The following is a 24179-nucleotide window of genomic DNA, read 5'->3' on the forward strand; positions in this document are numbered from 1 at the left end:
ATCACTGGGCCGCGAAGCGCTCGCGGTATTGCCCCGGGCTCACCCCCAGCTGGCGCAGGAAGACCCGCCGCAGGTTCTGTTCTTCCCCGTAGCCGGACTGGCTGGCAATGCGCTTGAGCGGCAGCCGGGTTTCTTCCAGCGCCCGGCGCGCCGCCTCCAGCCGCATCAGCTCGACCGTGCGCGCCGGCGTGCGGCCGGTCTCGGCCACATACAGCCGCGCGAAGGTACGCGGACTCATGTTGGCCTGGCGCGCCAGGTTCTCCACCCGCAGATCTGCTTCCAGATTGCCGGCGATCCAGGCATGCAGCTCGGCAAACCGGCCCGCCCCGGTGGCCTGTGAAGCCAGCGGCGTGCTGAATTGCGATTGTCCGCCCGGACGCTTGATGAACATCACCAGCTGGCGGGCCGTCGCAATCGCAGCGGCGTGGCCCAGGTCCTGTTCCACCAGCGCCAGTGTCAGGTCGATACCGGCGGTGACGCCCGCCGAGGTCCAGATGCGGCCCTGGCGGATGTAGATGGGCTCGCCATCCACGTCCAGTGCGGGATAACGCTGCTGCAAATCTTCGGCCGAATCCCAGTGCGTCGTCACCCGCAAGCCGTCCAGCACGCCCGCCTCGGCGAGGTGGAAAGCACCGGTGCAGACCGAACAGACGCGCCGGGCCAGCGGCGCGGCCGCGCGGATCCACGCGACCAGGGCGGGATCGATGCGGAAGCTGTCCCCCACGCTGCCGCCGGGCGAAATCAAGGTGTGCAGTTCCTCAGCGCGCAGCAGCGCGTCCAGCGCAGACAGCGCTTGCGTCAACACCGGCAGGCCGGCGCTGGTGGTCACCGCGCCGCCCTCTGCCGAGGCCACATGCAGGCGATAGACTTCACGGCCTTGCAGGCGGTTGGTGGTCGCCAGCACCTGCATCGGGCCGGCAAGATCCAGCAGGTTCATGCCGCCATAAGCCAGCAGCACCACATTGCGCGGGGCCTGTGCGGCCTGCGCGGAAAGGACGGGGTTCATTGGAATCATGCTCCGATGTTAGCGCAGGCCCGTCACCAGCGCCGTGCGCGCAGTACGCTGGGCCCACATCCAGCGCAGCGTGACCAGCGCCGACACCAGCAGCACCGGCAGGATGGCCGCATTGAGCGTTTCCCAGCCGAAGCGGGCCAGCAAGGGACCGGCACCCAGCGTGGCCAGCGCCGTCGCGGCATAGCGCATCAGCTCGGCCAGCCCCTGGGTCTTGGCGCGTTCCGAAGGGGTATAGGATTGCGCCAGCAAGGTAGTGCCCCCGACGAACATGAAATTCCAGCCCACGCCCAGCAGCAGCAAGGCAACGTAGAAAGCGGGCAGCGTGGTCGAGAGCATGGCGATGACGGCGCAGCCGAGGTTCATGCCCAGCCCTGCCAGCAGCACCGGTCCCAGGCCGAAGCGCTGGATCAGGCGTCCGGCAAAGAAGGAGGGAGCGTACATGCCCATCAGGTGCCACTGGATGATGGCCGCACCATCATCAATGCCGTGATGGCAGGCCACCGCCGCCAGGGGTGCGGCCGTCATGATGAACATCATCACCATGGAGCCGGCCACGTTGTTGGCAACCGAGGCCATGAAGACCGGCGTACGTGCAATGGCCGATAGCGGGCGCGCGGGGGCGAGGTCAGATTGCGACTGCGCAACGGCCGCCGGTTCGGCCTGATCCCGATAGAACAGCACCAGTACCAGCACCGACAACAGCCCCATGAGCGCCACCACCAGATAGGCCCCGGCAAACAATGCCGCCGGGAACCAATCCTTGCTCCAGGCCGCCAGGGCCGGGCCGACCAGGGCCGCGATGACGCCCCCGGCCAGCACGGTGGAAATGGCACGGCTCTTGGCCGCTTCGGCGACCGCATCGGCGGCCGCCAGCCGGTAATACTGCGCAAATGCCTGAAATACACCGACCAGCGCCGTGCCGACGCAGAAGGTCCAGAACTGCCCGTGCCAGACCGACCACACCGAGATCAGCCCGCCGACACAGCAACTGGCCGCTCCCAGCACGAAGGACCAGCGGCGACCCAGGCGCTGGATCAAGAACGCCGCAAACCAGGTCACCACGGCACCGGCCACCGTGATGAGGGCGAACGGCAAGGTTGCCAGCGCCTTGTCCGGAGCGAGTTGCCAGCCGGTCAGCGCGGTCAGGGTCAGGTCGATCGAGATGGCGCAGGTGAACAGGCCCTGGCACAAAGCCAGGATGGCGGCATTGCGGCTACCGCCATGGGAATCGGTGGACAAGGAGGCGCGCATGGATTTGCTCCGAAGGGTCAATGATGGAAAAATTGTCGGATTCCCACCCGCTTGGCGTCAATGACACAAGACCTTCAATTTCTGCCAAGCCCACATGACAGGACTTCCATGCTGATCCAGGCTCATCAATCCGCCCTGCTGGTGATCGATCCCCAGGAAAAACTCTTGCCCGCCATCCACGAGGGCCAGGCGGTGCTGGCGCAGACCGTGCGCATGGCCGCCATTGCCGGCCTGCTCGGGGTGCCGGTCATCGCCACCGAACAGATGCCGGACAAGCTCGGCCACAACCATCCGGATATTGCCCGCCTGTGCGACAAGACGCTCTCCAAGCAGCATTTCGATGCCTGCGCGGACGGCCTGCTGCCGGTCATACCACCGGCCGTACGGCAGCTCATCGTCGCCGGTTGCGAAGCCCACATCTGCGTGCTGCAGACTGCGCTTTCCCTGCTGCAACAGGGCTACACGGTGCTGCCCCTGCTGGAGGCCTGCGGCTCGCGCCGTCCGCTGGACCGCGATGCCGCCTTCGAGCGCCTGCGCGCCGCCGGTGCCATCCCGGTCACACTGGAGATGGTGGCCTACGAATGGCTGCAGCACAGCGCGCATCCGCAGTTCCGGGCGGTCCTGAAACTGGTGAAATAGCCCGGCCCGCCAAGCGCAAACAGGGTGACGTAACCGAAAAGCAAGTTTACCCTTGCTCCGATGAAAGTTTTGATTGCTCCCCCTGCGTATGCGTTTTGCAGGCAAGAACTGTGGTAAAAGTACGGGAAAAATAGCTGCGCAGCTGCATGACAATGTGGCGCATCACAAATCATCACGCCAAGACCTGGCCAGCCGACGCCGCCACAACATAGAGGAAAATCCAACGCTTATGTCCAGCTTACCTGCCCACACGCCCATTCATTCGCCGCCTCCGCTCACCCTGCACGCCCTGCGCGCCAGCTGCTCGGCCTGCAGCATGCACCAGCTGTGCCTGCCGATGGGGCTGGACCAGGGCGACATGCAGCGGCTGGAACAGGTCATCAACCGCCGCCGCAAGGTCAAGCGCGATGAAAGCCTGTACCGCCTCAACGACAAGTTCGACATGCTCTACGCCATCCGCCTGGGCCATTTCAAGACCTTCCAGGGCAATACCAATGGCGGCCAGCAGATCACCGGTTTCCAGATGGCCGGCGAATTGCTGGGCATGGATGCCATCGGCGCCGGGCACCATCTGTGCGAAGCCGTGGCACTGGAAGACAGCGAAGTCTGCGAGATTCCGTTTACGCGCCTGGAAGAATTGTTCCGCGACATGCCCACGCTGCTGCGCCAGTTCCATCGCATGATGAGCCTGGAGATTTCGCGCGAGCAACGCGTCATGCTGACCCTGGGCAGCATGACCGCGCAGCAGAAGATGGCGGCCTTCATGCTCAACCTGTCCTCGCGCTACGCCAGCCGTGGCTATTCCTCGACCCGTTTCCAGCTGCGCATGACGCGCGAGGAAATCGGCAACTACCTGGGCCTGGCCGTGGAATCCGTGAGCCGGCTGCTGACCAATTTCAAGAAAACCGGCGTCATCGAAGTCAACCACCGCGACGTCGAACTGTGCGACCTGCCTGCCCTGCGTGCCATCGCGCTGGGCAACGATCCCTGCGCCTGACCAGACCGGCACCCTCCAGCCCCTTGCCGGGGCACGGGGGGCTGAGGTTAGAATGGCCGGATGACAGAACGACACTCTTCTACCTCTCCCTCCCTCCAGCGTTTCCTGCGCGCCCGCATGGCGCGCGACCACCACCTCGGACTGCCGCTCACCACAGGCCTGATGGCCGCGCTGGCCACGGTCATGCTGTTCGCGCTGATCGCCTACGAAGTCAGCAGCAAGGGCGCGCTCACGCGTCTGGATCAGCAACTGGCGGACTGGTTCAACCAGCATGCCTTCTCGCCCCTGACCGAACTGGTCCTCGGCTATACGCATCTGCATGGCACCATCGGCGTGCTGGTCATGGGCGCACTGCTGCTGTGGCACATGGTCCGCAAGCAGCGTTGGGCCTGGGTTACCGACCTGCTGCTGGTGCTGCCCGGCGGCATGCTGTGCAATTTCACGCTCAAGCACATCTTCGCGCGCCTGCGTCCCAGCTTTGACGATCCCATCTTGGTGCTGCACAGCTACAGCTTTCCCAGCGGACACACGATCGGCGCCACCTTGCTCTACGCCATGCTGGCCGCCTACCTGCTCAACCAGCCGGGCGTGACGGCCGCCATCGGTGCGCGCCTGAAGACCGGCGAGCGCGGCGTGCAGGCCGCCGTCATCGGCGCAGCCCTGCTGCTGGTGGCGCTGACCGCTTTCAGCCGGGTCTACCTGGGCGCGCATTTCCTGAGCGACGTACTGGGTGCGATGCTGCTGGGCACGGCCTGGTTCGCGCTGTGGACGACCGTGGTTTTCACATGGCAGCGGCACTATTACGCGCAGCCGCGCTCCAACGGGCTCTGAAACCACCTTCTTACTCGCCTGCGGATGACAGAACAAGACACGACCCAGGAATTGCCCGCCAGCCATGGCCACCCCGACGCAGCACGCCGCCCTGACGTGGTGGCTGCCATCAACGCCCGTGCCGGTGGCGGCCACGCCGAGCAACTGGCCGCGCACATCACCGAAGAGTTCGCCCGTCACGGCCTGCACGCCGTGGTGCATCTGGCGCGCAGCGGCGAAGACATGCTGCAGGCCGCCCGCGATGCCGTGCGCGACAAGATCGCGGTGGTCGCCGTGGGCGGCGGCGATGGCAGCGTCAATGCCGTGGCCTCGACCCTGCTGGCCGATCCACACTGCGAGAGCGCGCTGGGCGTGTTGCCGCTGGGCACGCTGAATCACTTTGCCAAAGACCTCAACATCCCGCTGACGCTGGACGAGGCCATCGCCAACATCGCCACCGGGCGCAAGCTCCAGGTCGACAGCGGTGAGGTCAATGGTGCGCCCTTCATCAACAATTCCAGCCTGGGTCTCTATCCCGACATCGTGCGCGAACGTGAAAAGCAGCAGGCTCGCCTGGGCCGTGGCAAATGGCTGGCCTTCACCTGGGCCGCCATGGGCGCGCTGCGGCGCTATCCCTTCCTGCGCGTGCGGCTGTCCATCGACGGCAAGGAACACTGGCGGCGCACGCCCTTCGTCTTCATCGGCAACAACGAGTACCTCATGAGCGGCCTGGACATCGGCAAGCGCTCCACCCTCACCGACGGCCAGCTGAGTCTGTACGTGTGCCACCGCACCGGCCGCCTGGGCCTGCTGCGACTGGCCCTGCATGCACTGTTCGGCCGCCTGCGTGAAGCGCATGACTTCGATGTGCTGACCTGCAGCGAGATCCATATCGAGACGCACAAGAAACGCATGCGCGTGGCCACCGATGGCGAAGTCAACCTGATGCAGACACCGTTGCACTACCGCATCCGTCCGGCCTCCTTGACCGTGATCGTGCCGCAGCTCGCCGCCCCGCAAGCGGCCGCCCCCCGCGAACCCGGCCTGCTCGACAAATTGCTGGGGGAAAACTGATGCGTACCCTCATCCATCTGTCGGACCTGCATTTCGGGCGCACCGATCCGGAGATCATCGAACCGTTGATCGCCCAGGTCCACGAGCTCAAGCCGGACCTGGTGGTCGTTTCGGGCGACCTCACCCAACGCGCGCGCAGCATCCAGTTCAAGCAGGCCAGGGAGTTTCTCAATGCGCTGCCGCAGCCCCAGCTGGTGGTGCCGGGCAATCATGACGTTCCGCTCTTCAACGTGGCGGCGCGCCTGCTGCAGCCGCTGCGCAAGTACAAGCGCCACATCACGGCCGATCTGCAGCCGCGCTATGTGGACGAGGAAATCGCCGTGGTCGGCATCAATACCGCACGTTCCCTGACCATCCAGGATGGCCGCGTGAACGACAGACAGATCGAACACGCGCGGCGCGAACTGGCTGGCGTGGGCGATCACCTGGTCAAGATCATCGTCACCCATCATCCCTTCGACCTGCCGCCCGGCCCGCAGCATCACGGCTTGGTCGGCCAGGCGGTACCGGCCATGCGTGCCTTCGCGCTGTGCGGCGCCGACCTGCTGCTGGCAGGTCACGTGCATACCAGTTCGGCCGTGAGCAGCGCCGGGCGCTATCACATTCCCGGCTATTCGGCGCTGGTGGTGCAGGCGGGTACGGCCACCTCCACCCGTGGGCGCGGCGAAAGCAATTCCTTCAACGTCTTGCAGGTGGAAGCACACCAGATCGTGGTGCATCGGCTGGGCTGGAAGCCCGATGTGAAGAGTTTTGCGCTGGCCGCGTCGCAGACCTTCGTGCAACGCGGCAGCGAGTGGTTCGAGCAGACCGCCGATGGCCTGCTCAGCGAATGATCAGACCGTCGCGCGGCGTGCGCGGGAATAACGGATCACATCCACCAGCAGGAACAGCAACAAACTGGCCCCCATCAACGGCAGGCTCCAGCCCAGCAGCAGGGCCAGCACAGCCAGCGTCAGGCGTTGCAGGGGCGCCAGGCGCATCACCGCCTGCGTCAACGGAGCCAGGCTGGCACCCGCCGCCGGGCGGCGCCGCCACCACATCACGTAGCCCAGCACGATGAGCCCGGTCAGGGCCACGCCGAAGAGGGCCATCAGGATCTGGTTCGCCACGCCAAACAGCACTCCCATGTGCGCATCCACGCCCCAGCGGATCAGCTTGGCGATCAATGGAAAATCAGCGAAATCGGCCCGGCTGGTAATGGCCATGCGGTCGGCATCGATGGCCACCGTATCGACCTGGGTCGGCCAGGAGCGATCCACCTCCCGCACCACCCAAGCCTGCTGGGCCGAGCGCGGTGGGCGGATTTCGATCTCGGAAGAGTCGATGCCACCCGCGCGGGCAATCTGCTGCACCATGTCGAAACGGGCCGGGTCACTGGCCTCCGGCATGGGCATCTGCATGCCATGTGCGCCCATGTGATCGGCGTGTTCACCCATGGACATGGCCGGGGCACCGGCCTGCAATTGCGTCGAGACCGAGGGCGTGATCCAGCCCAGCTGCGTGCGCATCTGGCTCACGCGCTCACCGGCCCAGCGTGACCAGGTCAGGCCGGTAGCCGAGAAAAACACCAGCCCCAACACGATCCACAGCCCTACGAGGGCATGCAGCCGGCGCGCGTTCATGGGACGCGGCGCGCGCACCGTACTGCCAGTGCGGCGCTGGCGACCTCGCCACCACAGCCACACTCCGCCCAACGCACCCAGCCACAGCCATGAAGCGGCCAGCTCGCTGTAGTTGCGGCCGAAGTCGCCCAGCATCAGGTTGCGGTGCAGGTAATCCAGCGTAGTGCGCAAAGGCAGCACGCCGCTGGTGCCATAGACGATCAGGTCGCCCTTGACCTGCAGGCTGACCGGATCGACGAAGATGGCCCGGCTTTCCGAGTCGCCCAGGCCGGGCTGGGTGAACATCACGCGGGTATTCCATCCCTGCGCCTTGGCCGGGCGCACCGCGAACAGGCGCGCCTGCGGCCCCAGGAAGGCCTGCGCGGCCTTCACCTGTTCGGCCAGCGGCCGGGCCTCGCCCCGGCTCTGGTTGTAAAGCTGCGAGGCGTAGAGATGCGATTCGATCTGCGGGGTGAGCACGTACAGCGTACCGGTCAGCGCCGCCACCAGGATGAAGGGGCCGACGAACAGGCCGATGTAGAAATGCAGGCGCAGCAGCACGGCGTGCAAGGCGGAGCGATGGGCATCGCCAGTACGAGCGGTCGCGCTGGCGGCGTTGGCGGTGCCATCGCCGGCGGGCTGGAAGGAGGTGGTCATGAAGACGGGCGGGGAGCGCCGAAAACGGGAACAGGCTCGCGATTGTAGGCCGTACGACGGTCCCTGCGAATGTGGCAATTTGTCGCAGCCCCAATGAAAAAGAGCCGACGGAACACATTCCGTGCGGCTCTTCCTGCCTGTGATCTGCAGCACCGTGGCAACGGCGCGCGGCGGGATCACATGGGATTTTCGTCGATCCAGTCGCCCGAAAAATCGAGGATGTAGGCGATCGCCTCGTCTTCGGTATCGAATTCATTGGTGGGCGCCTTGCGCTGATAGCGCAGCTTGCCGCTGCCATCCTTGCCCTCGTGAATCACGAAGCAAGCCATGAATTTGCCGTTGTCGAGCTTCTTGATCTCCGGGATGACGGCGTTTCCCTTGTACGGGAAGATCTGGGACATGTGATGAAACCTCCTTGTTGCGAGGCGACATGCTAGCACAAGCCGGGCTTTCCTTCCCGCGGACGCCCACTGGCAACCCCTCTCTCAGATGCGTGACCGGCGCGCACACCGCACCCACTATTTGCAACAATGTTGCATTTATGAGATATTCGCAACTCAGTTGCATTTATCTCGAAAAATCTGTCATCAGTTTCGCTGATGGCATCGCTTGCTCCTCCACCCTTACGCTGATTTCACACTCGCCATGACCTCCCTCCAACGCCAGCCCGGCGACCGCCGGCTTCCCGTGACGGTGCTCTCCGGTTTCCTCGGTGCCGGCAAGACCACCCTGCTCAACCACATCCTGCACAACCGCGAAGGCCGGCGCGTAGCGGTGATCGTCAATGACATGTCGGAAGTCAACATCGATGCCGCGCTGGTGCGCGATGGCGGCGCGGATCTGTCGCGTACGGAAGAAAAACTGGTGGAAATGAGCAATGGCTGCATCTGCTGCACCCTGCGCGAAGACCTGCTGATGGAAGTGCGCAAGCTGGCCCGCGAGCGCCGTTTCGACCAATTGGTGATCGAATCGACCGGCATTTCCGAACCGCTGCCGGTGGCCGAGACGTTTACTTTTACCGATGAAGAGGGGGCCAGCCTGGCCGATGTGGCGCGGCTGGACACCATGGTCACGGTGGTGGACGCCTTCAATTTCCTCAAGGACTACAGCTCTCAGGACAGCCTGCAGGAGCGTGGCGAATCGATGGGCGAGGAAGACGGCCGTACCGTGGTCGACCTGCTGATCGAGCAGATCGAGTTCTGCGACGTGATCGTGCTCAACAAGCTGGACCTGGTCTCGCCGCTTGATCTGGAGCGCCTGCACGCCATCCTGCACAAGCTCAATCCGCGTGCGCGCATCGTCACATCGGAGTTTGGCAAGGTCGCGCTGGACCAGGTCCTCAACACCGGCCTGTTCGATTTCGAACAAGCCAGCCAGGCCCCGGGCTGGCTGCAGGAACTGCGTGGCGAGCACGTCCCGGAGACCGAACAGTACGGCATCACCAGCTTCGCCTGGCGCGCGCGCCGGCCCATGCATCCGCAGCGCTTCCACGATCTGGTCAACAGCGAATGGCCGGGCGTGGTGCGCTCCAAGGGTTTCTTCTGGCTCGCCACCCGCCCGGCCCATGCGGGTTCATGGTCGCAGGCCGGTGCCGTCTGCCGCCACGGGCTGGCCGGCAAATGGTGGGCCGCCGTGCCGCGCGAGAAGTGGCCGCAGGATCAGGAGTCCATCGACTTCATCCTCGAACAATGGGATGACAACGTCGGCGATGCCCGCCAGGAACTGGTGCTCATCGGCATGGACATGGATCAGGCCGCATTGACGGCCAAGCTGGAAGCCTGCCTGCTGAGCGATGCCGAGATGGCGCAAGGTCCGATGGGCTGGGCGCGCATGGCCGATCCCTTCCCCGGCTGGGAGTGATCGGCATGACCCTCATCAGCCAGCGCGCGACCCTGCCCGACGTCGCCCGCGATGAACCCGCCAGCATCGCCCTGCCCCTGCAATGGGTAGGCATGTGCGGCATCGCCCTGCCGCTGCGGCTGGCCGACGGCACGCCCCTGCCGGCCAGCGCCGAAGTGGCGGTGGACCTGCCCGATCCGCAGGCCAAGGGCATCCACATGTCGCGCTTGTACCTGCTGCTGGACGCCTTCGCCGCTCGATCGCGCCTCACGCCGGCCGCTGTGCATGAACTGCTGCGCCAGATGCGCGAGAGCCACGCCGATTGCCAGTCACGCGCCGCCTTGCTGCGGCTGGACTTCGCCTTGCTGCAGCAGCGGGCCGCGCTGGTCACGCCGGAGCTGGCTGGATGGAAGAGCTATCCGGTCACGCTGACGGCGCAATTGTGCGATACCACGCTGGCGCTCCGCTTGACGGTGCGCATCACCTATTCCTCCACCTGCCCCTGCTCGGCCGCCCTGTCGCGACAGGCCCTGCAGGATGCCTTTGCCGCCGACTTCGCGCAGCACGAGGCCATCGGCCGCGATGCCGCGCTGGGCTGGCTCGCCCGCCATGCGAGTCTGGCCACGCCGCACAGTCAGCGCAGCGAGGCGGAGCTCAGCATTGCCATCACCGGCGATGCCGCGCAGTTCCCGCTGTTGGAATTGATCGATACCGCCGAAGCCGCACTGGGCACGGCCGTGCAGACCGCCGTGCGGCGCGCGGATGAGCAGGCCTTTGCGCTGGCCAATGGGGCCAACCTGATGTACGTGGAGGATGCTGCGCGCCGACTGCGGCAAGCACTGGAAGCGCGCTTTGCTGCCTGCTCCGTCCGTGTGTCGCACTTCGAAAGCCTGCATGCGCACGACGCCGTGGCGACTGCCGTGACACCCGGCTGGCAGGAGCTGCTGCGCTGATCCCGGGCAGCGGCGACTGGCAGCGCCGCCCGAACCGGGGTATCGTTGCCCTTTCTGCTTCCTGTACATGCCACCCGATGACGTCCGATTCCCTTCCTTCTTCCCTGCGCAGGCTGCAATATGCGGCCTTCACGCCCGGCCCGCGCCTGCTGATCCTCGGTGCCGTACACGGCAATGAAACCTGCGGCACCCAGGCCATCACCCGCCTGCAGCGTGAACTCGACAGCGGGCAACTGCGCCTGCAGCGCGGCCTGCTGACGCTGGTGCCGGTGACCAATCCGCTGGCCTATGAAAAACAGCAACGCCAGGGTGACCGCAACCTGAACCGCAACCTGCGCCCGCATCCGGCCCCCGCCAACTTCGAGGACCAGCTCTGCAACGTGCTGTGTCCGTGGATCGATGAACACGAGATCCTGCTCGACCTGCATTCCTTCCATACCGGCGGCATGCCCTTCGCCATGCTCGGCCCGGAAGACAATGACGGCGAGGTCGAACCCTTCGCGCATGCCGCCGCCGAAGCACGCATGGTCGCGCACCTGGGCTGCCAGCGCGTGGTGGAAGGATGGATGGGGGCCTATGTGCGCGGGGTGGAACGCCGCCGCCAGCAAGGCCATGCGGTCTCGGCCGACCTGCTGGACCGGCAGTATGGCGTGGGCACCACCGAATACGCGCGCAGCAAGGGTTTATACGGCGTGACCCTGGAATGCGGCCAGCATGATGATCCGCAAGCGCCGGAAGTCGCCTATCGCGCGATCCTGCAGACGCTGGCACTGCACGGCATGATCGATGCGCCCCCGCAGCCGCCAGTGGCGGATATCCAGCTGATCCGCCTGGTGGACGTGATCGACATGGAACATGCCGAGGACCGCTTCACCCGGGAATGGTCCAGTTTCGACCGCGTGCAGCAGGGTGAAGTGATCGGCCACCGGCACGATGGCCAGGCGGTGCTGGCAGCGGGCGACGGCTACATCGTCTTCCCCAATCCGCGCGCCTTGCCGGGCAATGAATGGTTCTACTTCGGGGTCGACAGCCAGCGCCGGCTGTGACCTCGCAAGCGCTTCAGCAATCCAGCGCGTAGAAGCGGGTATCGACCACCATCACCGGGAAAGCGGGCGGCAGCGTGCTCTTCTCGATGAGCCGGAAACCGTTTTTCTCGTAGAAGCGATGCGCCGCCAGGAACTTGTCCGTGGTACCCAGGAAGATCTGGCGCACGCCCTGCGCACGCGCCCAGGCGATGGCCCCTTCCAGCAGCCGCGCGGCGGTGCCGTGCTCCTTGCCGCGATGGCTGGCCGCCACGAACATCTTGCGCAGCGCGACCTGGGCGTTGCCGATATCGAGCAGGGAAATGGTGCCGACCACCTTGCCGCCATCAACCGCCACCCAGAAATTGCCGAGGCCCTTCTGGTAGAAACCGGCAATATCCTTCAGGTCGGGCTGCCCTTCCAGCGTGATGGGAATACCGAACTCATCCTGCTGGATGGGCAGGATGACCTCGACCACGCCCTGTGCGTGTTCCGGGCGATAGGTTTGAATCTCGATCATGGCAATTCTTTATAAATGATTTATAACGTTATTTAAGTTCATTTCCGGGCGTCAGCTCCCAGCAGCGGGGGCTGTGGGCGAAACCGATATGGCTGTAGTAGTCGGTGGCATCGGGGGCGGCCAGCAACCGCAGGCGGCAGCGCGGACCGAGGCGGCTGCGGGCGGCGCGGATCAATTCCTTGCCGATGCCCCGGCGCTGGTACTGCTCATCGACGGCCAGCTCCGACATATAGCAGGCGTAGACGAAATCGGTGACGCAGCGCGCCACACCGACCAGCAGTTTGCCATCCCAGGCGGTCGCGGTCAGGCTGGCATGGGTGACCATGGCCTCCATGCATTCGCGGTCCTCGAGCGGACGGCGCGGGCCCAGCGAAGTACGGGAAAGAATGTCGATGAACTGATCGGCGGTCAGGCGAAGGTCGGTACGGTAGACGATGGACATGGGCGCAGGCGGACGTGACGACGAAGCCGGTCACGTTAACACAAAACGCCGCAGGGCATGCAGCGCTGCGGCGTCCGTTGTGCTTGGCGAAGACCGGCGGATCAGTCCGGCCGCGCGTAGACCTTGTGCGATATGGGCTTGCCGCTGGCATCGACCCGCACCAGCACCATTTCTCCCGAGGCCACACTTTCTCCGGTCCAGCGGCCGATGTTCACGTCATGCGTGACCAGGATCAGCGCCCGGCTGCCCTTGCCCGGCAAAGCCGTGCGCAGGTACTGCTCCAGTCGCTGGTTGGCGGTCTCGCCCTGGGCCGCATCGTTGAAGAAGGAGGCCAGGCCATCCTGCACCTCGGGCGTACCGAAACCCAGCAAGCTGGCGGTCTCCTTGGTGCGGCACCAGGGGCTGCTGGCGACGATGGCGCGGCTTACGCCTTGCTGACGCAGCCAGTTGCCGATCTTGCGCGCCTGTTCGCGGCCTTCATCGTTGAGATTGCGTTGCGTGGCACAGTCATTGAGCGTGAATCCTGCAGGATCGCCAATGCCCGGCGCACGCGCGTGGCGCATGATCAGGACATGATCGGGCTGGGACAATTTGTCCGACAGTTCGGAAGCACCCGCCGCAACGGGCAGGCAGGACAACGTCAGCAGGGAGAACAGAAACGCGGCAATACGTGATGACATGGAAAGCCTCGACGGGATCGGATGGATCAATTGGATCACGTGGATCAAGGCTGCCAGTCTAGCCCAAGGCCATCGCACCACGCCCGCTCCGACGGCGCATTTGCCGCGTCAAAAACAGGTCATGGTGCACAAAACGTCAGGCCATGTGCCGAAACGTTCAGGCGTTTTTCCAGCTCGGCGCGCGCTTTTCGAGGAAGGCATTGACGCCCTCCTTCTGGTCCTGGGTATCGAAGAGATCGACGAAGAGTTCGCGTTCGGTTTGAAGGATAGTGCCCAGCGGATTGTGACGCGCCCCCTGGATCAGTTGCTTGCTGGCCGCGACAGAGGACGGGCTCTGCTTCTCAGCCTGCAAGGCCAGCGCCAGCGCACGTTCGCGCGCCTGGCCCTTGGGCACCACCTCTTCCACCAGGCCGATGCGCAGCGCGGTCTCGGCATTGACGCGTTCGCCGCACAGGATCATGCGCTTGGCCCAGCCTTCACCGACCAGCCACGGCAGGTTCTGCGTGCCGCCCGCGCAGGGCAGCAAGCCCACGGCGGCTTCCGGCAAGGCCATCTGGGCCTGCTCTTCGGCGATGCGGATGTCGCAGGCCAGGGCGCACTCCAGGCCACCGCCCATGGCGTAGCCATTGATGGCCGCAATCGAAACGCCCCGGAAGCCCGACAAGGTCTCGAAGGCTTCCCCGAAGCGGCGCGCCATCTCGCGTGCCATGGCCTTGTCGCCATCGGCGAAGAGCTTGAGGTCGGCGCCGGCGGAAAAGAATTTCTCTCCCTCGCCGGTCACCACCAGGGTGTAGATCTCACGGTCGGCGTTGAGGTCCTTGACCAGGCGCGTGAGGTCGGCCAGGGCTTCACGGGTCCAAGTGTTGGCGGGGGGATTAGACAGGGTCAGCACGGCGGTGTGGCCGCATTTTTCCAGCTTCAGGTTGGTATAGGTGCTCATGCGTTTCCTTGTGAGGGGTCAGCGGATGTCGTCCAGCGTGTCGCGGCCGAGCAGGTTGCGCGAGATGATGACGCGCATGATTTCATTGGTGCCTTCCAGGATCTGATGCACCCGCACGTCGCGGAAATAGCGTTCCAGCGGATATTCGCGGATGTAGCCATAGCCGCCATGCAATTGCAGCGCCTCATTGCAGACGCGGAAGCCCAGATCGGTCGCCAGCCGCTTGGCCATGGCGCAATAGGTGGTGGCTTCGGGCGAGCCGGCATCCAGCTTGGCCGCCGCCAGCCGCACCATCTGGCGCGCGGCCACCAGTTCGGTCTGCATGTCGGCCAACTTGAATTGCAGCGCCTGGAAGTCGGCAATCGGACGGCCGAACTGCTTGCGTTCCTTCATGTAGGCGTGGGCCGCATCCAGCGCTGCCTGCGCCGCACCGACCGAGCAAGTGGCGATGTTGATGCGCCCGCCATCGAGCCCCTTCATGGCGAAGACGAAGCCCTCGCCCTCCTCGCCCAGCAGGTTGCCCACCGGCACCTTGACGTTGTCGAAGCTGATGGTGCGCGTGGGCTGGCTGTTCCAGCCCATCTTGCTTTCCTTCTTGCCGTAGCTGATGCCGGGGGTATCGCCCGGCACCGCGATGGCCGAGACGCCGCGCGCGCCGGGGCCGCCGGTGCGCGCCATCACCACCAGCAGGTCGGTGCTGCCCGCGCCCGAGATGAAGGCCTTGGAACCATTGATGAGATAAAAGTCATCGACCCGGCGCGCCGTGGTCTTGAGCGATGCAGCATCCGATCCCGAGCCCGGCTCGGTGAGGCAGTAGGAGCCGATCTTCTGGCCGGCGGCCAGTTGCTCGCACCATTCTTCCTTCAGTTCGGCATGGCCCCAGGTGGCCACCATCCAGCTGACCATGTTGTGGATGGTGAGATAGGCTGCCGTCGAGGTACAGGCGCGCGCCAGCTCCTCGAAGACCACCGTGGCATCCAGGCGCGAGAGGCCCAGGCCGCCCACCTCTTCCGGGGTGTAGAGGCCGCAGAAGCCCAGTTCGCCGGCCTTGGCGATCACGTCCAGCGGGAAGTGCGCCTCCTCGTCCCACTTGGCGGCGAAGGGGGCCATGGCGCGCGCAGCGAAATCGCGCGCGCTTTGCTGGAAGGCCAGTTGGTCTTCGTTGAGTTCAAAATCCATGCTTGTCTCCTGTTCGTTGTTCTTGCCAGGCAATGCGGGTTGGGCGCTTGGCTTCCCGCTTTGCGCCCAAGCTTAATGGAATTCGCGCCGGACAGTTGTCACCGGCGCGACATTGGCCGATCTCGATGCCGAAGCGGTCAGGGCCGGTCAGGCTGCGGCCGGCGTTGCACTCGGGGCGGCAGGCTTCTTGCCTGCCTGCGCAAACGCTGCCAGCAATTCCGCCTGCCGCCCCTGCATGGCCTGTACCGCCTGCTCCTTGACATGACCGAAGCCGCGCACCTGTTCCGGCAACTGCGCCAGGGCGATGGCCTCGGCCAGGTTGTCCGCCGTCAACGCGGGCAGCAACTGCAGCACCATCTGGCGATATTGCACGATGAGCGCACGCTCCATGCGCCGTTCTGCGGTACGCCCGAAGAAATCGAAGACACCGCCGCGCAGCCCCTTGCAGCGCGCCAGCAGCTTGAAGGCCGTCATCATCCAGCTGCCATAGCGCGCTTTCACCAATCGCCCTTGCCCATCCTTGCGCGCGAAGATCGGCGGTGCCAGGTTGAAGCTGAGGGTGAAATCGCCCTCGAACTGCTGCGCCAGGTCCTTCTGGAACTGGCCGTTGGTGTAGAGCCGCGCCACCTCGTATTCATCCTTGTAAGCCATCAGGCGCGAGAGGCTGCGGACGACGGCCAGGGTCAGCTTGTCGCTCCCCAGCGGCGCTTCGGCGGCACGCACGGCCGCAACCACTTCGGCGAATTGGGCGGCGTAGGAGGCATCCTGATACCCGGTCAGCAAGGCCACCCGGCGCTTGATCAGTTGGTCCAGCGACTGCGGCAGGTGTACCACCACCGGCTGGGCCAGCACCGCAATCTGCTCCACGCGGCGCAGGTCGACTGCGGCACGGCGGCCCCAGCGGAAAGCGGTCTGGTTGGCTTGGACCGCCACGCCATTGAGTTCAATCGCACGCAGCAGCGCGGCCTCGCTCAAGGGCAGTTCACCGCGCTGCCAGGCATAGCCCAGCATGAAGAGATTGGTGGCGATGGCGTCGCCCATCAGGGCCGTGGCCAGGCGTGTGGCATCGATGAAGTCGGCCTGCTGGTCGACCGATTCCAGGATCAGCGCCTTGACCTCCTCGAACGGAAATTGCCAGTCAGGATTTTTGGCGAACTGGCCCGGCGGCTGCTGGTGCAGGTTGACCACCGCCCGCGTCCGGCCGGGGCGCATCTTGGAAATGGCATCGAAAGCGCCCGCCGTGAGCATGTCGCAACCCAGCACCAGGTCAGCTTCCCCGGTGGCGATGCGCTGCGCGCGGATGGTGTCGCGCCGTGCAGCGATGCGCACGTGCGAGGTCACGGAACCGTTCTTCTGCGACATGCCGGTCATGTCCAGCACCGACGCGCCCTTGCCTTCCAGATGCGCGGCCATGCCCATGAGTGCGCCGATGGTGATGACCCCGGTACCGCCGATGCCGTTGATGAGGATGTTGAACGGCGTCTCGCAAGACGGGATGGCCGGTTCGGGCAGCGCGCCGAAATCGTCAGTCGCGCCTTTCTTGTGGACGCCGGTGCGCGACTTCTTCAACTGCCCGCCGGTCACGGTGACGAAGCTGGGGCAGAAGCCCTTCACGCAGGAGTAATCCTTGTTGCAGGAAGACTGGTCGATGACGCGCTTGCGGCCCAGCTCCGTCTCCAGCGGCAGGATCGAAGTGCAGTTGGACTGCACGCCGCAATCGCCGCAACCCTCGCACACGGCCGCATTGATGAAGAGCCGTTCGTTGGGGTCAGGGAATTCTCCCTTCTTGCGGCGGCGGCGCTTTTCGGCGGCGCAGGTCTGGTCGTAGATGATGACGCTCACCCCCGGAATCTCGCGCAGCTCGCGCTGCACGGCATCCATCTCCTTGCGGTCATGCAGGCTCACCGCCGCCGGCAAACCGTTGCGGCCGGTGTAACGGCTGATGTCCTCCGACACCAGCGCGATGCGCTGCACGCCTTCAGCGGCCATCTGCTGCGCGATCATCGGCACCGAGACTGTCCCGTCCACCGGCTGTCCTCCGGTCATGGCCACGGCATCGTTGTACAGGATCTTGTAGGTCATGTTGACCCGCGCGGCCACGGCGGCGCGAATGGCGAGATAACCCGAATGGAAATAGGTGCCATCGCCCAGGTTGGCAAATACGTGCGGCACTTTGGAGAAGGGCGCTTGCCCGATCCAGGGCGCACCCTCGCCGCCCATGTGGGTGGTCAGCTTGTTGAATTCCGGATAGATGGCGGTGGCCATGACGTGACAGCCGATCCCGGCCAGCGCGAAGCTGCCCTCGGGGACGCGCGTGGAGGTGTTGTGCGGACAGCCCGAGCAATAGTAAGCCGGGCGCGGCGGCGTGTTGACGGCCTTGGTCAGCACCGCATCCTTGGCATCGAGGAAGGCCAAGCGCGCCTTGATCAGGTCACTGGTATGGAAGCGCGCAATGCGTGCGGCGATCACGCGGGCGATCTGCGCCACAGAGAAATCGGCCTTGGAAGTCAGCAGCCATTCGCCGCGCGGAGCCACCCATTCGCCCTTCTCGTCGAACTTGCCGATCACGCGCGGACGGACATCGTCGCGCCAGTTGTAAAGTTGCTCCTTCAACTGGTACTCCACCATCTGGCGCTTTTCTTCCACCACCAGGATTTCATCGAGGCCCTGCGCGAATTCGCGCACGCCATCCGGCTCCAGCGGCCAGGGCATGGAGACCTTGAACAGCCGCAATCCGATCTCGGCTGCGAAGGCTTCATCGATGCCCAGTTCCGATAAAGCTTCCAGCACATCGAGATAGGACTTGCCCGAGGCGATGATGCCCAGCCGCGCACGGGGGCTGTCGATCATCACGCGGTTGAGCCGGTTGGCGCGGGCGTAGGCCAGCGCGGCGTAGATCTTGTAATCCTGCATCAGCGCTTCCTGCTTGCGCGCCTGTACGCCCAGGGTATCGGTCGACAGCCGTGCATTGAGTCCGCCCGCAGGCATGACGAAATCGGTCGGCAGACGGATGTCGACGCGGAAAGGATCGGCATCCACCGAAGCGCTCGATTCCACCGTGTCGGCCAGCGCCTTGAAGCCCACTACGCAACCGGAATAACGCGACATGGCCCAGCCATGCAGGCCCAGGTCCAGGTATTCCTGCACGTTGCAGGGATAGAGCATCGGAATCATCGATGCCGAGAAGATGTGGTCGGACTGGTGCGGCAGGGTCGACGAATAGGCCCCATGATCGTCCCCGGCCACCAGCAGCACGCCGCCCTGGGCGGAGGTGCCGGCGTGGTTCATGTGCTTGAGCACATCGCCGCAGCGGTCCACGCCGGGGCCCTTGCCATACCACATGGCATAGACGCCGTCATAGTCGGACGGGCCGATCAGCCTGACCTGCTGCGTGCCCCAGACGGCAGTAGCAGCCATGTCTTCGTTCACGCCCGGCTGGAACTTCACGCGGTGCGCGGCCAGGTGCGCCTGGGCATGCCAGAGGGCTTCATCCAGTCCGCCCAGGGGCGAGCCGCGATAGCCCGAAATGAAACCGGCCGTATTCAGGCCCGCCGCACGGTCGCGGATCTGCTGCAGCATCGGCAGACGCACCAACGCCTGGATGCCGGAGAGGTAGATGGCACCTTCGGTGGCGGTGTATTTGTCGTCCAGACTGACAGGGGCCAGTCCGGAAGTGTCTGAAACTGGTCCGGTACGGTTACCTGTCCGGTCAGTCAAGTGTGCGGTGACGGTATGCAAGCCGTCCGTCGCGGGGGTGCCGGGTGTCTGGTCGAGGACCGGCGAGTGAGCGCTCACTGGGGTCACAGCCTGTGCGCAGTCGCGAACGCCTTCTACGGTTGGCGTCGCCGCTGCGGCAGGCTCAGCTGCCGAACGAAATTGCATTGCTTGTCTCCAAAATTTTTGTTTCAGATAGCGTCTGCCATTACTGCACCGGGTACGGCACATCACTGCCAGACACATCGACCGTGGTAGCGGTCCACACAACAATCTCCGTCTCGAAAACTGCTGTGACTGAAGTCTATCCGCAGGAGCGGGGAAGGCGGAAATACCGAATGAGGATAGGGGTATAAGGAAAAACGATAGCCCTGCACACATGGCGCGCGTCGACTTCCGGCGATTGCCCTGCAGAAACTTGAGTGGACAGCTGCACGCTTGAGCGCATTTTTTCATCGTCCTGACAGCAAGACGCGTTATGCTTGCCGGCAAATTTTTTGTGCTGCCTTGTGGCAGCATTTCCCGACAACAACTCCGTTACCACCACCTCGCGACCAGGAATCATGAGCAACTCGATCCAAGAACAGATGGAACCCGACAGCGCCGTCTACAAAACCCTGCTGGAATCAACCAAGGCGATTCCCTGGAAGATCGACTGGAGCACCATGCAATTCGCCTACATCGGCCCGCAGATCGAACAGCTGCTGGGCTGGACCCCGGAGAGCTGGAAGACGGCCGATGACTGGGCCATGCGCATCCATGCGGAAGACCGCGAGGCCGTGGTCAACTTCTGCATCTCGCAATCCAAGGCCGGTGCCGATCACGAAGCCGACTACCGCGCCCTGACCCGCGATGGTGAGCACATCTGGATCCGCGATGTGGTGCACGTGGTGCGCAATCCCGATGGCAGCCCCAATGCGCTGATCGGCTTCATGTTCGACATCACCGAACGCAAGAAGACCGAAGCGCGCCTGGTCGAGCTGCAAAAGGAACTGGAGGCGCTGTCCTATCGCGACGGCCTGACCAACGTGGCCAATCGCCGCATGTTCGATTCGGCGCTGGAAGTGGAATGGGCCAATGCGGTCAACACGCGTGCGCCGCTGTCGATGATCATGCTCGACATCGATTACTTCAAGCAGTACAACGACCATTACGGCCACATCCGGGGGGACGAGTGCCTCAGGCAAGTAGCCCAGCTGCTGAGCCAGAGCGCGACCCGCAGCCGCGATTTCTTTGCCCGCTATGGCGGCGAGGAATTCGTGCTGATCCTGCCGGATTGCGACGAGAAGGCCGCCCTGCAAGTGGCCCAGCGCTGCCGCGCGATCATCAACGAGGCCGCCATCCCGCACGCCAAGTCGCAGATCTCGACCCACGTCACCATCAGCCAGGGCGTGACCACCATCGTGCCTTCGCCGATGGACCAGCGCATCGCCTTCCTGGAACAGGCCGACCGCCGCCTGTATCGCGCCAAACAGTTGGGCCGTGACTGTATTGGCGTAGGAGACTGAACTGTACCTGTCTCGCAGTGAAGGCCGTGGCTACAATCGGCCTTCCTGCTTCTGCCGATGCGGAAGTTTTATGAACCTGCTGCGAGACCTCCATGCCTGCCACCTACGCCTATCGCCTGCTCAACGTCTTCGCCGAATCCACCTTCGGCGGCAATCCCCTGTGCGTGTTCGAGGATGCACGCGGCCTGGATGAGGCCACCATGCTGGCGCTGGCCCTGCAATTCAATCTCTCGGAAACCACCTTCATCCTGCCCTCGGCGGTGGCCGATGCGCGGGTGCGCATCTTCACCACCGGCTACGAGATGCCCTTCGCGGGCCATCCCACGCTGGGCACGGCGCAGGTGGTGCGTGATCTGCTGGGAACGGGTGACGCGCTGCGCCTGGAGTTCAAGGCCGGCGTGGTTCCGGTGCATGCCCAAGGGGATGTCTGGACCTTCACCGCCCCCTGCCCCGGCGGCCCGCGCACCGCGCCATCGCCGCTTTCGCGTGCCGAAGTGGCCGCCCTGCTGGCGCTGGAGGAAAGCGACCTGGCAGCCGATCCGATCTGGGTCGATACCGGCGCCGACCAGTTCCTGATCCCCCTGCGTTCGCCCGCAGCGGTGCGCCGTGCCCGGCCCGACAGCGGGCTGCTGGAGCGCTGGCCGGTGAGCAGTCTGGGACGCAAGACGGCCTATGTGTTCGCCTTCGATGAAGACGCACCAGGCCAGGTGCTGGCCCGCTATTTCTTCACCAAGCAAGGCGGCGGAGTGGCCGAAGATCCGGGCACCGGCTCGGCCTGCGCCAATCTGGGCGGCTGGCTCATTGCCACCGGTGCCACCCTGCCCGCCCACTACGCCATCGACCAGGGCGCGGCGGTCGATCTACCCTCGCGGCTGCGCCTGACCGTCAATGCGGATGGGGCAATCCAGGTCGGCGGACGCGTCATCGAGATCGGACGCGGCACGGTCACCATCGATCCGGCCGGACAGACCATGCTGGCCTGAGCGGGCAGCTCAGCGTGTGAGGCCGCCCTCCTGCGTGAGCGGAAAGATCAGCGCATGCAGCCAGTCCATGAACTCCGCCAGCCGTGCCGGTACATGGCGCCGGCTGGCGTAAAGCAGGTTGATCGGCATGGGCGCCGGACGATATTGCGGCAACACTTCCACCAGCTTGCCGCCGTCGAGCATCTTGCGTTTCTGCGCGCCCACCAGCGGCAGCTGGATCAGGCCCAGGCCGGCCTGGCAAGCGGCGTAATAGGTCTCCGTACTGTTGACCGTGACGCTGCCGGCCATGGGCAGCATACGGGTCTGGGTGCCGTCGAACCACTCCCATCCCGGTGAACGTCCGCCCAGCACCTGGCGGTAGTGCACCAGTTGGTGATGGGCCAGATCCTCCAGGGTGCGCGGTGTGCCGTGCCGTTTCAGGTAGGCCGCGCTGGCGCAGTTGATCTGCACCAGATGGCCGATGGGCCGCGCCACCAGCGAGGAATCGTCCAGCGTGCCGGTACGCAGCACGCAATCAAATCCTTCAGCCACCAGATCGACACGACGATCGCTGGCTGACAGCTCGATCTCCAGTTGCGGATGCTGCGCCAAAAAAGTCGGCAAGGCCGGCAGCACCACTTCACGCGCCATGGCACTGGACATGTCGACCCGTAGCTTGCCGCTCAAGGGCTGCCCGCCCGCGCGGAACATGCCGCGCAGGGATTCGAATTCATCCAGCAACTCCTGGCTGCGCCGGTAGAAGGCTTCGCCATCGGCGGTCAGCTGCACGCGCCGCGTGGTGCGCTGGAGCAGGCGCGTGCCCAGCATCTGTTCCAGCTGCTGCACCGCCAGCGAGACGCTGGCATTGGGCAGGCCGAGCTGGCGCGCCGCACCGCTGAAACTGGCCAGTTCGGCCACGCGCTGGAAGATCTTGAGGGTGTCCAACTGGTTCATGTGCCCGCCTGATTATTATTCAATTCTGAAAAGTCTAATAGTAAATCCGAAATTTATTCTGGAATTTCTTCTCAATATACTGGGCTCCGTGGTCTTGCAACATCCCCTGCATTGCTTTCCTCAACGACTTCAGGAGCCTCACATGAACGCAGCAACCGCTTCCAGCAACACTACTCCCCGCATCGCCCTGATCACCGGCGGCAGCCGCGGCCTGGGCAAGAACGCCGCCCTGCACCTGGCCCGCGAAGGCGTGGGTATCCTCCTGACATATGTCGGCAACCGTACTGCTGCCGATGCCACGGTGTCAGAAATCGAAGCCCTGGGTGTACCGGCGGTGGCCCTGCAACTGGACTTGGCCGACAGCGCAAGTGTGCCGGCCTTCGCACAACAAGTGTCCGATGCACTGTACCGGGTGTGGCAGGTCCGCCAATTCAACTATCTGGTCAACAACGGCGGCATGGGCATCTATGGCCCGATCGCAGAGACCAGCGAAGCGGACTTCGATGCGCTCTACAAGGTGCATCTCAAGGGGCCGTTCTTCCTGACCCAGGCGCTCCTGCCGCTGCTGGCCGATGGTGGCCGCATCATCAACATTTCCAGCGGGCTGGCCCGCTTCACCCTGCCGGGCTATGCGGCCTATGCCGCCATGAAGGGCGGCGTGGAAGTGATGACGCGCTACATGGCCAAGGAATTCGGCGCGCGTGGCATCGCCGTCAACACCGTGGCACCGGGCGCCATCGAGACCGATTTCGGCGGTGGCCGCGTACGTGACAATGCCGAACTGAACGCTTTCATCGCCGGCCAGACCGCGCTGGGCCGGGTCGGCGTGCCGGATGACATCGGCGCGGCAATCGCTTCACTGCTGCGTGAGAACAATGGCTGGATCAACGCCCAGCGCGTAGAGGTCTCGGGCGGCATGTTCATCTGAACGGAACAATGCTTCAAGCGATGTCCCTGTCATCCCGACATCAGACATCGTGATCTCCCGAAATCCTCACAGACAGACCGGTGTTTCCATGGCGGAAACTCCGGTTTTTTTGTGCATGACACCCGGCTTTCCTGTCAGCTCATCCATGCCTTTCTGCACTCCCGTGCACATGGCGCGCGGCCGCATCCAGCCTGCCGCAGCAGCGGCGGATGCATTCTGTTGCGCAATGGAATCTGCTCGGGTAACATCGCTCGGCATTTGGTGCAGTGCCGTTTCTGCTGGCGTCTCCAGCATGTCAGCAGAGCTGGTGATCACACCACCGTCTCCACGGACGGCAGAGTCAAAACTACAGGACAGGACACCGCTCTCATGCGGTGATTTCAGGGAAGGACGACACGGCAGTGCGTCGGGCGCGAGATCGCGAAGTTCGCGCCACGCTCGTATTGCTTCGTCCATAGGGTGGCGTCTACATAGGGGGCAGTATTTTCAGTCGA

At 64.5% G+C, this 24179-nt stretch carries 23 protein-coding genes; 11 read left to right on the plus strand and 12 right to left on the minus strand.

Annotation, left to right across the window (positions count from 1 at the left end; all coding sequences use genetic code 11):
* Window position 1 precedes the first annotated feature (1 nt).
* Together ACWFUC_RS18730 and ACWFUC_RS18735 are read right to left on the minus strand one after the other, a co-directional pair.
* Window positions 2-1006, minus strand: coding sequence for a GlxA family transcriptional regulator (locus tag ACWFUC_RS18730; protein WP_252695924.1), 1005 nt, complete (start codon window positions 1004-1006; stop codon window positions 2-4).
* A gap of 18 nt (window positions 1007-1024) precedes the next feature.
* A complete protein-coding gene (locus ACWFUC_RS18735; protein WP_489622980.1) occupies window positions 1025-2266 on the minus strand; it encodes an MFS transporter in 1242 nt (413 codons plus the stop codon).
* A 108-nt stretch (window positions 2267-2374) separates the two neighbouring features.
* Here ACWFUC_RS18735 and ACWFUC_RS18740 point away from each other — a divergent pair, with 108 nt between their 5' ends.
* From ACWFUC_RS18740 to ACWFUC_RS18760, 5 genes are all read left to right on the plus strand, one after another.
* Window positions 2375-2905, plus strand: a complete 531-nt coding sequence (locus tag ACWFUC_RS18740) for an isochorismatase family protein (protein WP_286869836.1) — start codon at window positions 2375-2377, stop codon at window positions 2903-2905.
* Window positions 2906-3134: 229 nt separating this feature from the next.
* A complete protein-coding gene (gene fnr / locus ACWFUC_RS18745; RefSeq protein ID WP_121045643.1) occupies window positions 3135-3902 on the plus strand; it encodes a fumarate/nitrate reduction transcriptional regulator Fnr in 768 nt (255 codons plus the stop codon).
* Window positions 3903-3962: 60 nt separating this feature from the next.
* Entirely contained in the window at window positions 3963-4733 is a 771-nt protein-coding gene (locus ACWFUC_RS18750; protein WP_489622981.1) for a phosphatase PAP2 family protein, read from the plus strand.
* Window positions 4734-4757: 24 nt separating this feature from the next.
* Window positions 4758-5786: a diacylglycerol/lipid kinase family protein gene (locus tag ACWFUC_RS18755; RefSeq protein ID WP_489622982.1), complete on the plus strand. Its 1029-nt coding sequence runs from the start codon at window positions 4758-4760 to the stop codon at window positions 5784-5786.
* Complete coding sequence (locus ACWFUC_RS18760; RefSeq protein WP_402708319.1) at window positions 5786-6619, plus strand: metallophosphoesterase family protein; 834 nt, start codon at window positions 5786-5788, stop codon at window positions 6617-6619. Before ACWFUC_RS18755 ends, ACWFUC_RS18760 begins: the two co-directional genes overlap by 1 nt.
* Here ACWFUC_RS18760 and ACWFUC_RS18765 read toward each other — a convergent pair whose 3' ends face one another.
* Together ACWFUC_RS18765 and ACWFUC_RS18770 are read right to left on the minus strand one after the other, a co-directional pair.
* Window positions 6620-8044 (minus strand): PepSY-associated TM helix domain-containing protein, encoded by a 1425-nt coding sequence (locus tag ACWFUC_RS18765; protein WP_489622983.1) that lies wholly within the window; start codon window positions 8042-8044, stop codon window positions 6620-6622.
* 176 nt (window positions 8045-8220) lie between these two features.
* Complete coding sequence (locus ACWFUC_RS18770; RefSeq protein ID WP_034331366.1) at window positions 8221-8445, minus strand: hypothetical protein; 225 nt, start codon at window positions 8443-8445, stop codon at window positions 8221-8223.
* Between the two features lie 244 nt (window positions 8446-8689).
* Between ACWFUC_RS18770 and zigA the strand changes: the two genes are divergently transcribed.
* From zigA to ACWFUC_RS18785, 3 genes are all read left to right on the plus strand, one after another.
* Complete coding sequence (gene zigA / locus ACWFUC_RS18775; RefSeq protein WP_489622984.1) at window positions 8690-9904, plus strand: zinc metallochaperone GTPase ZigA; 1215 nt, start codon at window positions 8690-8692, stop codon at window positions 9902-9904.
* A gap of 5 nt (window positions 9905-9909) precedes the next feature.
* Entirely contained in the window at window positions 9910-10836 is a 927-nt protein-coding gene (gene folE2 / locus ACWFUC_RS18780; RefSeq protein WP_489622985.1) for a GTP cyclohydrolase FolE2, read from the plus strand.
* Window positions 10837-10913: 77 nt separating this feature from the next.
* The gene (locus tag ACWFUC_RS18785; RefSeq protein ID WP_489622986.1) at window positions 10914-11882 is read left to right on the plus strand and encodes a M14 family metallopeptidase; all 969 of its coding nucleotides are present in this window, start codon (window positions 10914-10916) and stop codon (window positions 11880-11882) included.
* A 13-nt stretch (window positions 11883-11895) separates the two neighbouring features.
* Here the strand turns inward: ACWFUC_RS18785 and ACWFUC_RS18790 are convergent, their stop codons facing one another.
* From ACWFUC_RS18790 to ACWFUC_RS18815, 6 genes are all read right to left on the minus strand, one after another.
* On the minus strand, window positions 11896-12378 hold the full coding sequence (locus tag ACWFUC_RS18790) for a GNAT family N-acetyltransferase (RefSeq protein ID WP_489622987.1): 483 nt from the start codon (window positions 12376-12378) through the stop codon (window positions 11896-11898).
* Window positions 12379-12406: 28 nt separating this feature from the next.
* Window positions 12407-12820 carry a GNAT family N-acetyltransferase gene (locus tag ACWFUC_RS18795; RefSeq protein ID WP_134136486.1) on the minus strand — a complete coding sequence of 138 codons (414 nt, stop codon included), beginning with the start codon at window positions 12818-12820 and terminating at the stop codon, window positions 12407-12409.
* Between the two features lie 101 nt (window positions 12821-12921).
* Entirely contained in the window at window positions 12922-13500 is a 579-nt protein-coding gene (locus ACWFUC_RS18800; RefSeq protein ID WP_489622988.1) for a histidine phosphatase family protein, read from the minus strand.
* A gap of 157 nt (window positions 13501-13657) precedes the next feature.
* Window positions 13658-14440: an enoyl-CoA hydratase gene (locus ACWFUC_RS18805; protein WP_039787174.1), complete on the minus strand. Its 783-nt coding sequence runs from the start codon at window positions 14438-14440 to the stop codon at window positions 13658-13660.
* An 18-nt stretch (window positions 14441-14458) separates the two neighbouring features.
* Complete coding sequence (locus ACWFUC_RS18810) at window positions 14459-15619, minus strand: acyl-CoA dehydrogenase family protein (protein WP_121045654.1); 1161 nt, start codon at window positions 15617-15619, stop codon at window positions 14459-14461.
* A 147-nt stretch (window positions 15620-15766) separates the two neighbouring features.
* Window positions 15767-19357, minus strand: a complete 3591-nt coding sequence (locus tag ACWFUC_RS18815; protein WP_489625564.1) for an indolepyruvate ferredoxin oxidoreductase family protein — start codon at window positions 19355-19357, stop codon at window positions 15767-15769.
* A 563-nt stretch (window positions 19358-19920) separates the two neighbouring features.
* On the opposite strand from ACWFUC_RS18815, the gene ACWFUC_RS18820 reads away from it, so the two are divergent.
* Both ACWFUC_RS18820 and ACWFUC_RS18825 read left to right on the plus strand, forming a co-directional pair.
* On the plus strand, window positions 19921-20841 hold the full coding sequence (locus tag ACWFUC_RS18820; RefSeq protein WP_134136537.1) for a GGDEF domain-containing protein: 921 nt from the start codon (window positions 19921-19923) through the stop codon (window positions 20839-20841).
* Between the two features lie 92 nt (window positions 20842-20933).
* Window positions 20934-21824, plus strand: coding sequence for a PhzF family phenazine biosynthesis protein (locus tag ACWFUC_RS18825; RefSeq protein WP_489637258.1), 891 nt, complete (start codon window positions 20934-20936; stop codon window positions 21822-21824).
* Between the two features lie 9 nt (window positions 21825-21833).
* Here the strand turns inward: ACWFUC_RS18825 and ACWFUC_RS18830 are convergent, their stop codons facing one another.
* Complete coding sequence (locus ACWFUC_RS18830; protein ID WP_489622990.1) at window positions 21834-22757, minus strand: LysR family transcriptional regulator; 924 nt, start codon at window positions 22755-22757, stop codon at window positions 21834-21836.
* 142 nt (window positions 22758-22899) lie between these two features.
* Between ACWFUC_RS18830 and ACWFUC_RS18835 the strand changes: the two genes are divergently transcribed.
* The gene (locus ACWFUC_RS18835; protein ID WP_489622991.1) at window positions 22900-23685 is read left to right on the plus strand and encodes an SDR family NAD(P)-dependent oxidoreductase; all 786 of its coding nucleotides are present in this window, start codon (window positions 22900-22902) and stop codon (window positions 23683-23685) included.
* Window positions 23686-23751: 66 nt separating this feature from the next.
* On the opposite strand, the gene ACWFUC_RS18840 is transcribed toward ACWFUC_RS18835, so the two are convergent.
* Window positions 23752-24000, minus strand: a complete 249-nt coding sequence (locus ACWFUC_RS18840) for a hypothetical protein (protein ID WP_489622992.1) — start codon at window positions 23998-24000, stop codon at window positions 23752-23754.
* Window positions 24001-24179: the final 179 nt, after the last annotated feature.

It is taken from the genome of Herbaspirillum sp. Her4 (assembly GCF_057961335.1).

What these genes read in the sequence shown, in the direction of transcription:
- ACWFUC_RS18730 (WP_252695924.1), bottom strand. Translation starts at nt 1,006, where the DNA reads ATGAACCCCGTCCTTTCCGCGCAGGCCGCACAGGCCCCGCGCAATGTG.
- ACWFUC_RS18735 (WP_489622980.1), bottom strand. Translation starts at nt 2,266, where the DNA reads ATGCGCGCCTCCTTGTCCACCGATTCCCATGGCGGTAGCCGCAATGCC.
- ACWFUC_RS18740 (WP_286869836.1), top strand. Translation starts at nt 2,375, where the DNA reads ATGCTGATCCAGGCTCATCAATCCGCCCTGCTGGTGATCGATCCCCAG.
- fnr (WP_121045643.1), top strand. Translation starts at nt 3,135, where the DNA reads ATGTCCAGCTTACCTGCCCACACGCCCATTCATTCGCCGCCTCCGCTC.
- ACWFUC_RS18750 (WP_489622981.1), top strand. Translation starts at nt 3,963, where the DNA reads ATGACAGAACGACACTCTTCTACCTCTCCCTCCCTCCAGCGTTTCCTG.
- ACWFUC_RS18755 (WP_489622982.1), top strand. Translation starts at nt 4,758, where the DNA reads ATGACAGAACAAGACACGACCCAGGAATTGCCCGCCAGCCATGGCCAC.
- ACWFUC_RS18760 (WP_402708319.1), top strand. Translation starts at nt 5,786, where the DNA reads ATGCGTACCCTCATCCATCTGTCGGACCTGCATTTCGGGCGCACCGAT.
- ACWFUC_RS18765 (WP_489622983.1), bottom strand. Translation starts at nt 8,044, where the DNA reads ATGACCACCTCCTTCCAGCCCGCCGGCGATGGCACCGCCAACGCCGCC.
- ACWFUC_RS18770 (WP_034331366.1), bottom strand. Translation starts at nt 8,445, where the DNA reads ATGTCCCAGATCTTCCCGTACAAGGGAAACGCCGTCATCCCGGAGATC.
- zigA (WP_489622984.1), top strand. Translation starts at nt 8,690, where the DNA reads ATGACCTCCCTCCAACGCCAGCCCGGCGACCGCCGGCTTCCCGTGACG.
- folE2 (WP_489622985.1), top strand. Translation starts at nt 9,910, where the DNA reads ATGACCCTCATCAGCCAGCGCGCGACCCTGCCCGACGTCGCCCGCGAT.
- ACWFUC_RS18785 (WP_489622986.1), top strand. Translation starts at nt 10,914, where the DNA reads ATGACGTCCGATTCCCTTCCTTCTTCCCTGCGCAGGCTGCAATATGCG.
- ACWFUC_RS18790 (WP_489622987.1), bottom strand. Translation starts at nt 12,378, where the DNA reads ATGATCGAGATTCAAACCTATCGCCCGGAACACGCACAGGGCGTGGTC.
- ACWFUC_RS18795 (WP_134136486.1), bottom strand. Translation starts at nt 12,820, where the DNA reads ATGTCCATCGTCTACCGTACCGACCTTCGCCTGACCGCCGATCAGTTC.
- ACWFUC_RS18800 (WP_489622988.1), bottom strand. Translation starts at nt 13,500, where the DNA reads ATGTCATCACGTATTGCCGCGTTTCTGTTCTCCCTGCTGACGTTGTCC.
- ACWFUC_RS18805 (WP_039787174.1), bottom strand. Translation starts at nt 14,440, where the DNA reads ATGAGCACCTATACCAACCTGAAGCTGGAAAAATGCGGCCACACCGCC.
- ACWFUC_RS18810 (WP_121045654.1), bottom strand. Translation starts at nt 15,619, where the DNA reads ATGGATTTTGAACTCAACGAAGACCAACTGGCCTTCCAGCAAAGCGCG.
- ACWFUC_RS18820 (WP_134136537.1), top strand. Translation starts at nt 19,921, where the DNA reads ATGGAACCCGACAGCGCCGTCTACAAAACCCTGCTGGAATCAACCAAG.
- ACWFUC_RS18825 (WP_489637258.1), top strand. Translation starts at nt 20,934, where the DNA reads ATGCCTGCCACCTACGCCTATCGCCTGCTCAACGTCTTCGCCGAATCC.
- ACWFUC_RS18830 (WP_489622990.1), bottom strand. Translation starts at nt 22,757, where the DNA reads ATGAACCAGTTGGACACCCTCAAGATCTTCCAGCGCGTGGCCGAACTG.
- ACWFUC_RS18835 (WP_489622991.1), top strand. Translation starts at nt 22,900, where the DNA reads ATGAACGCAGCAACCGCTTCCAGCAACACTACTCCCCGCATCGCCCTG.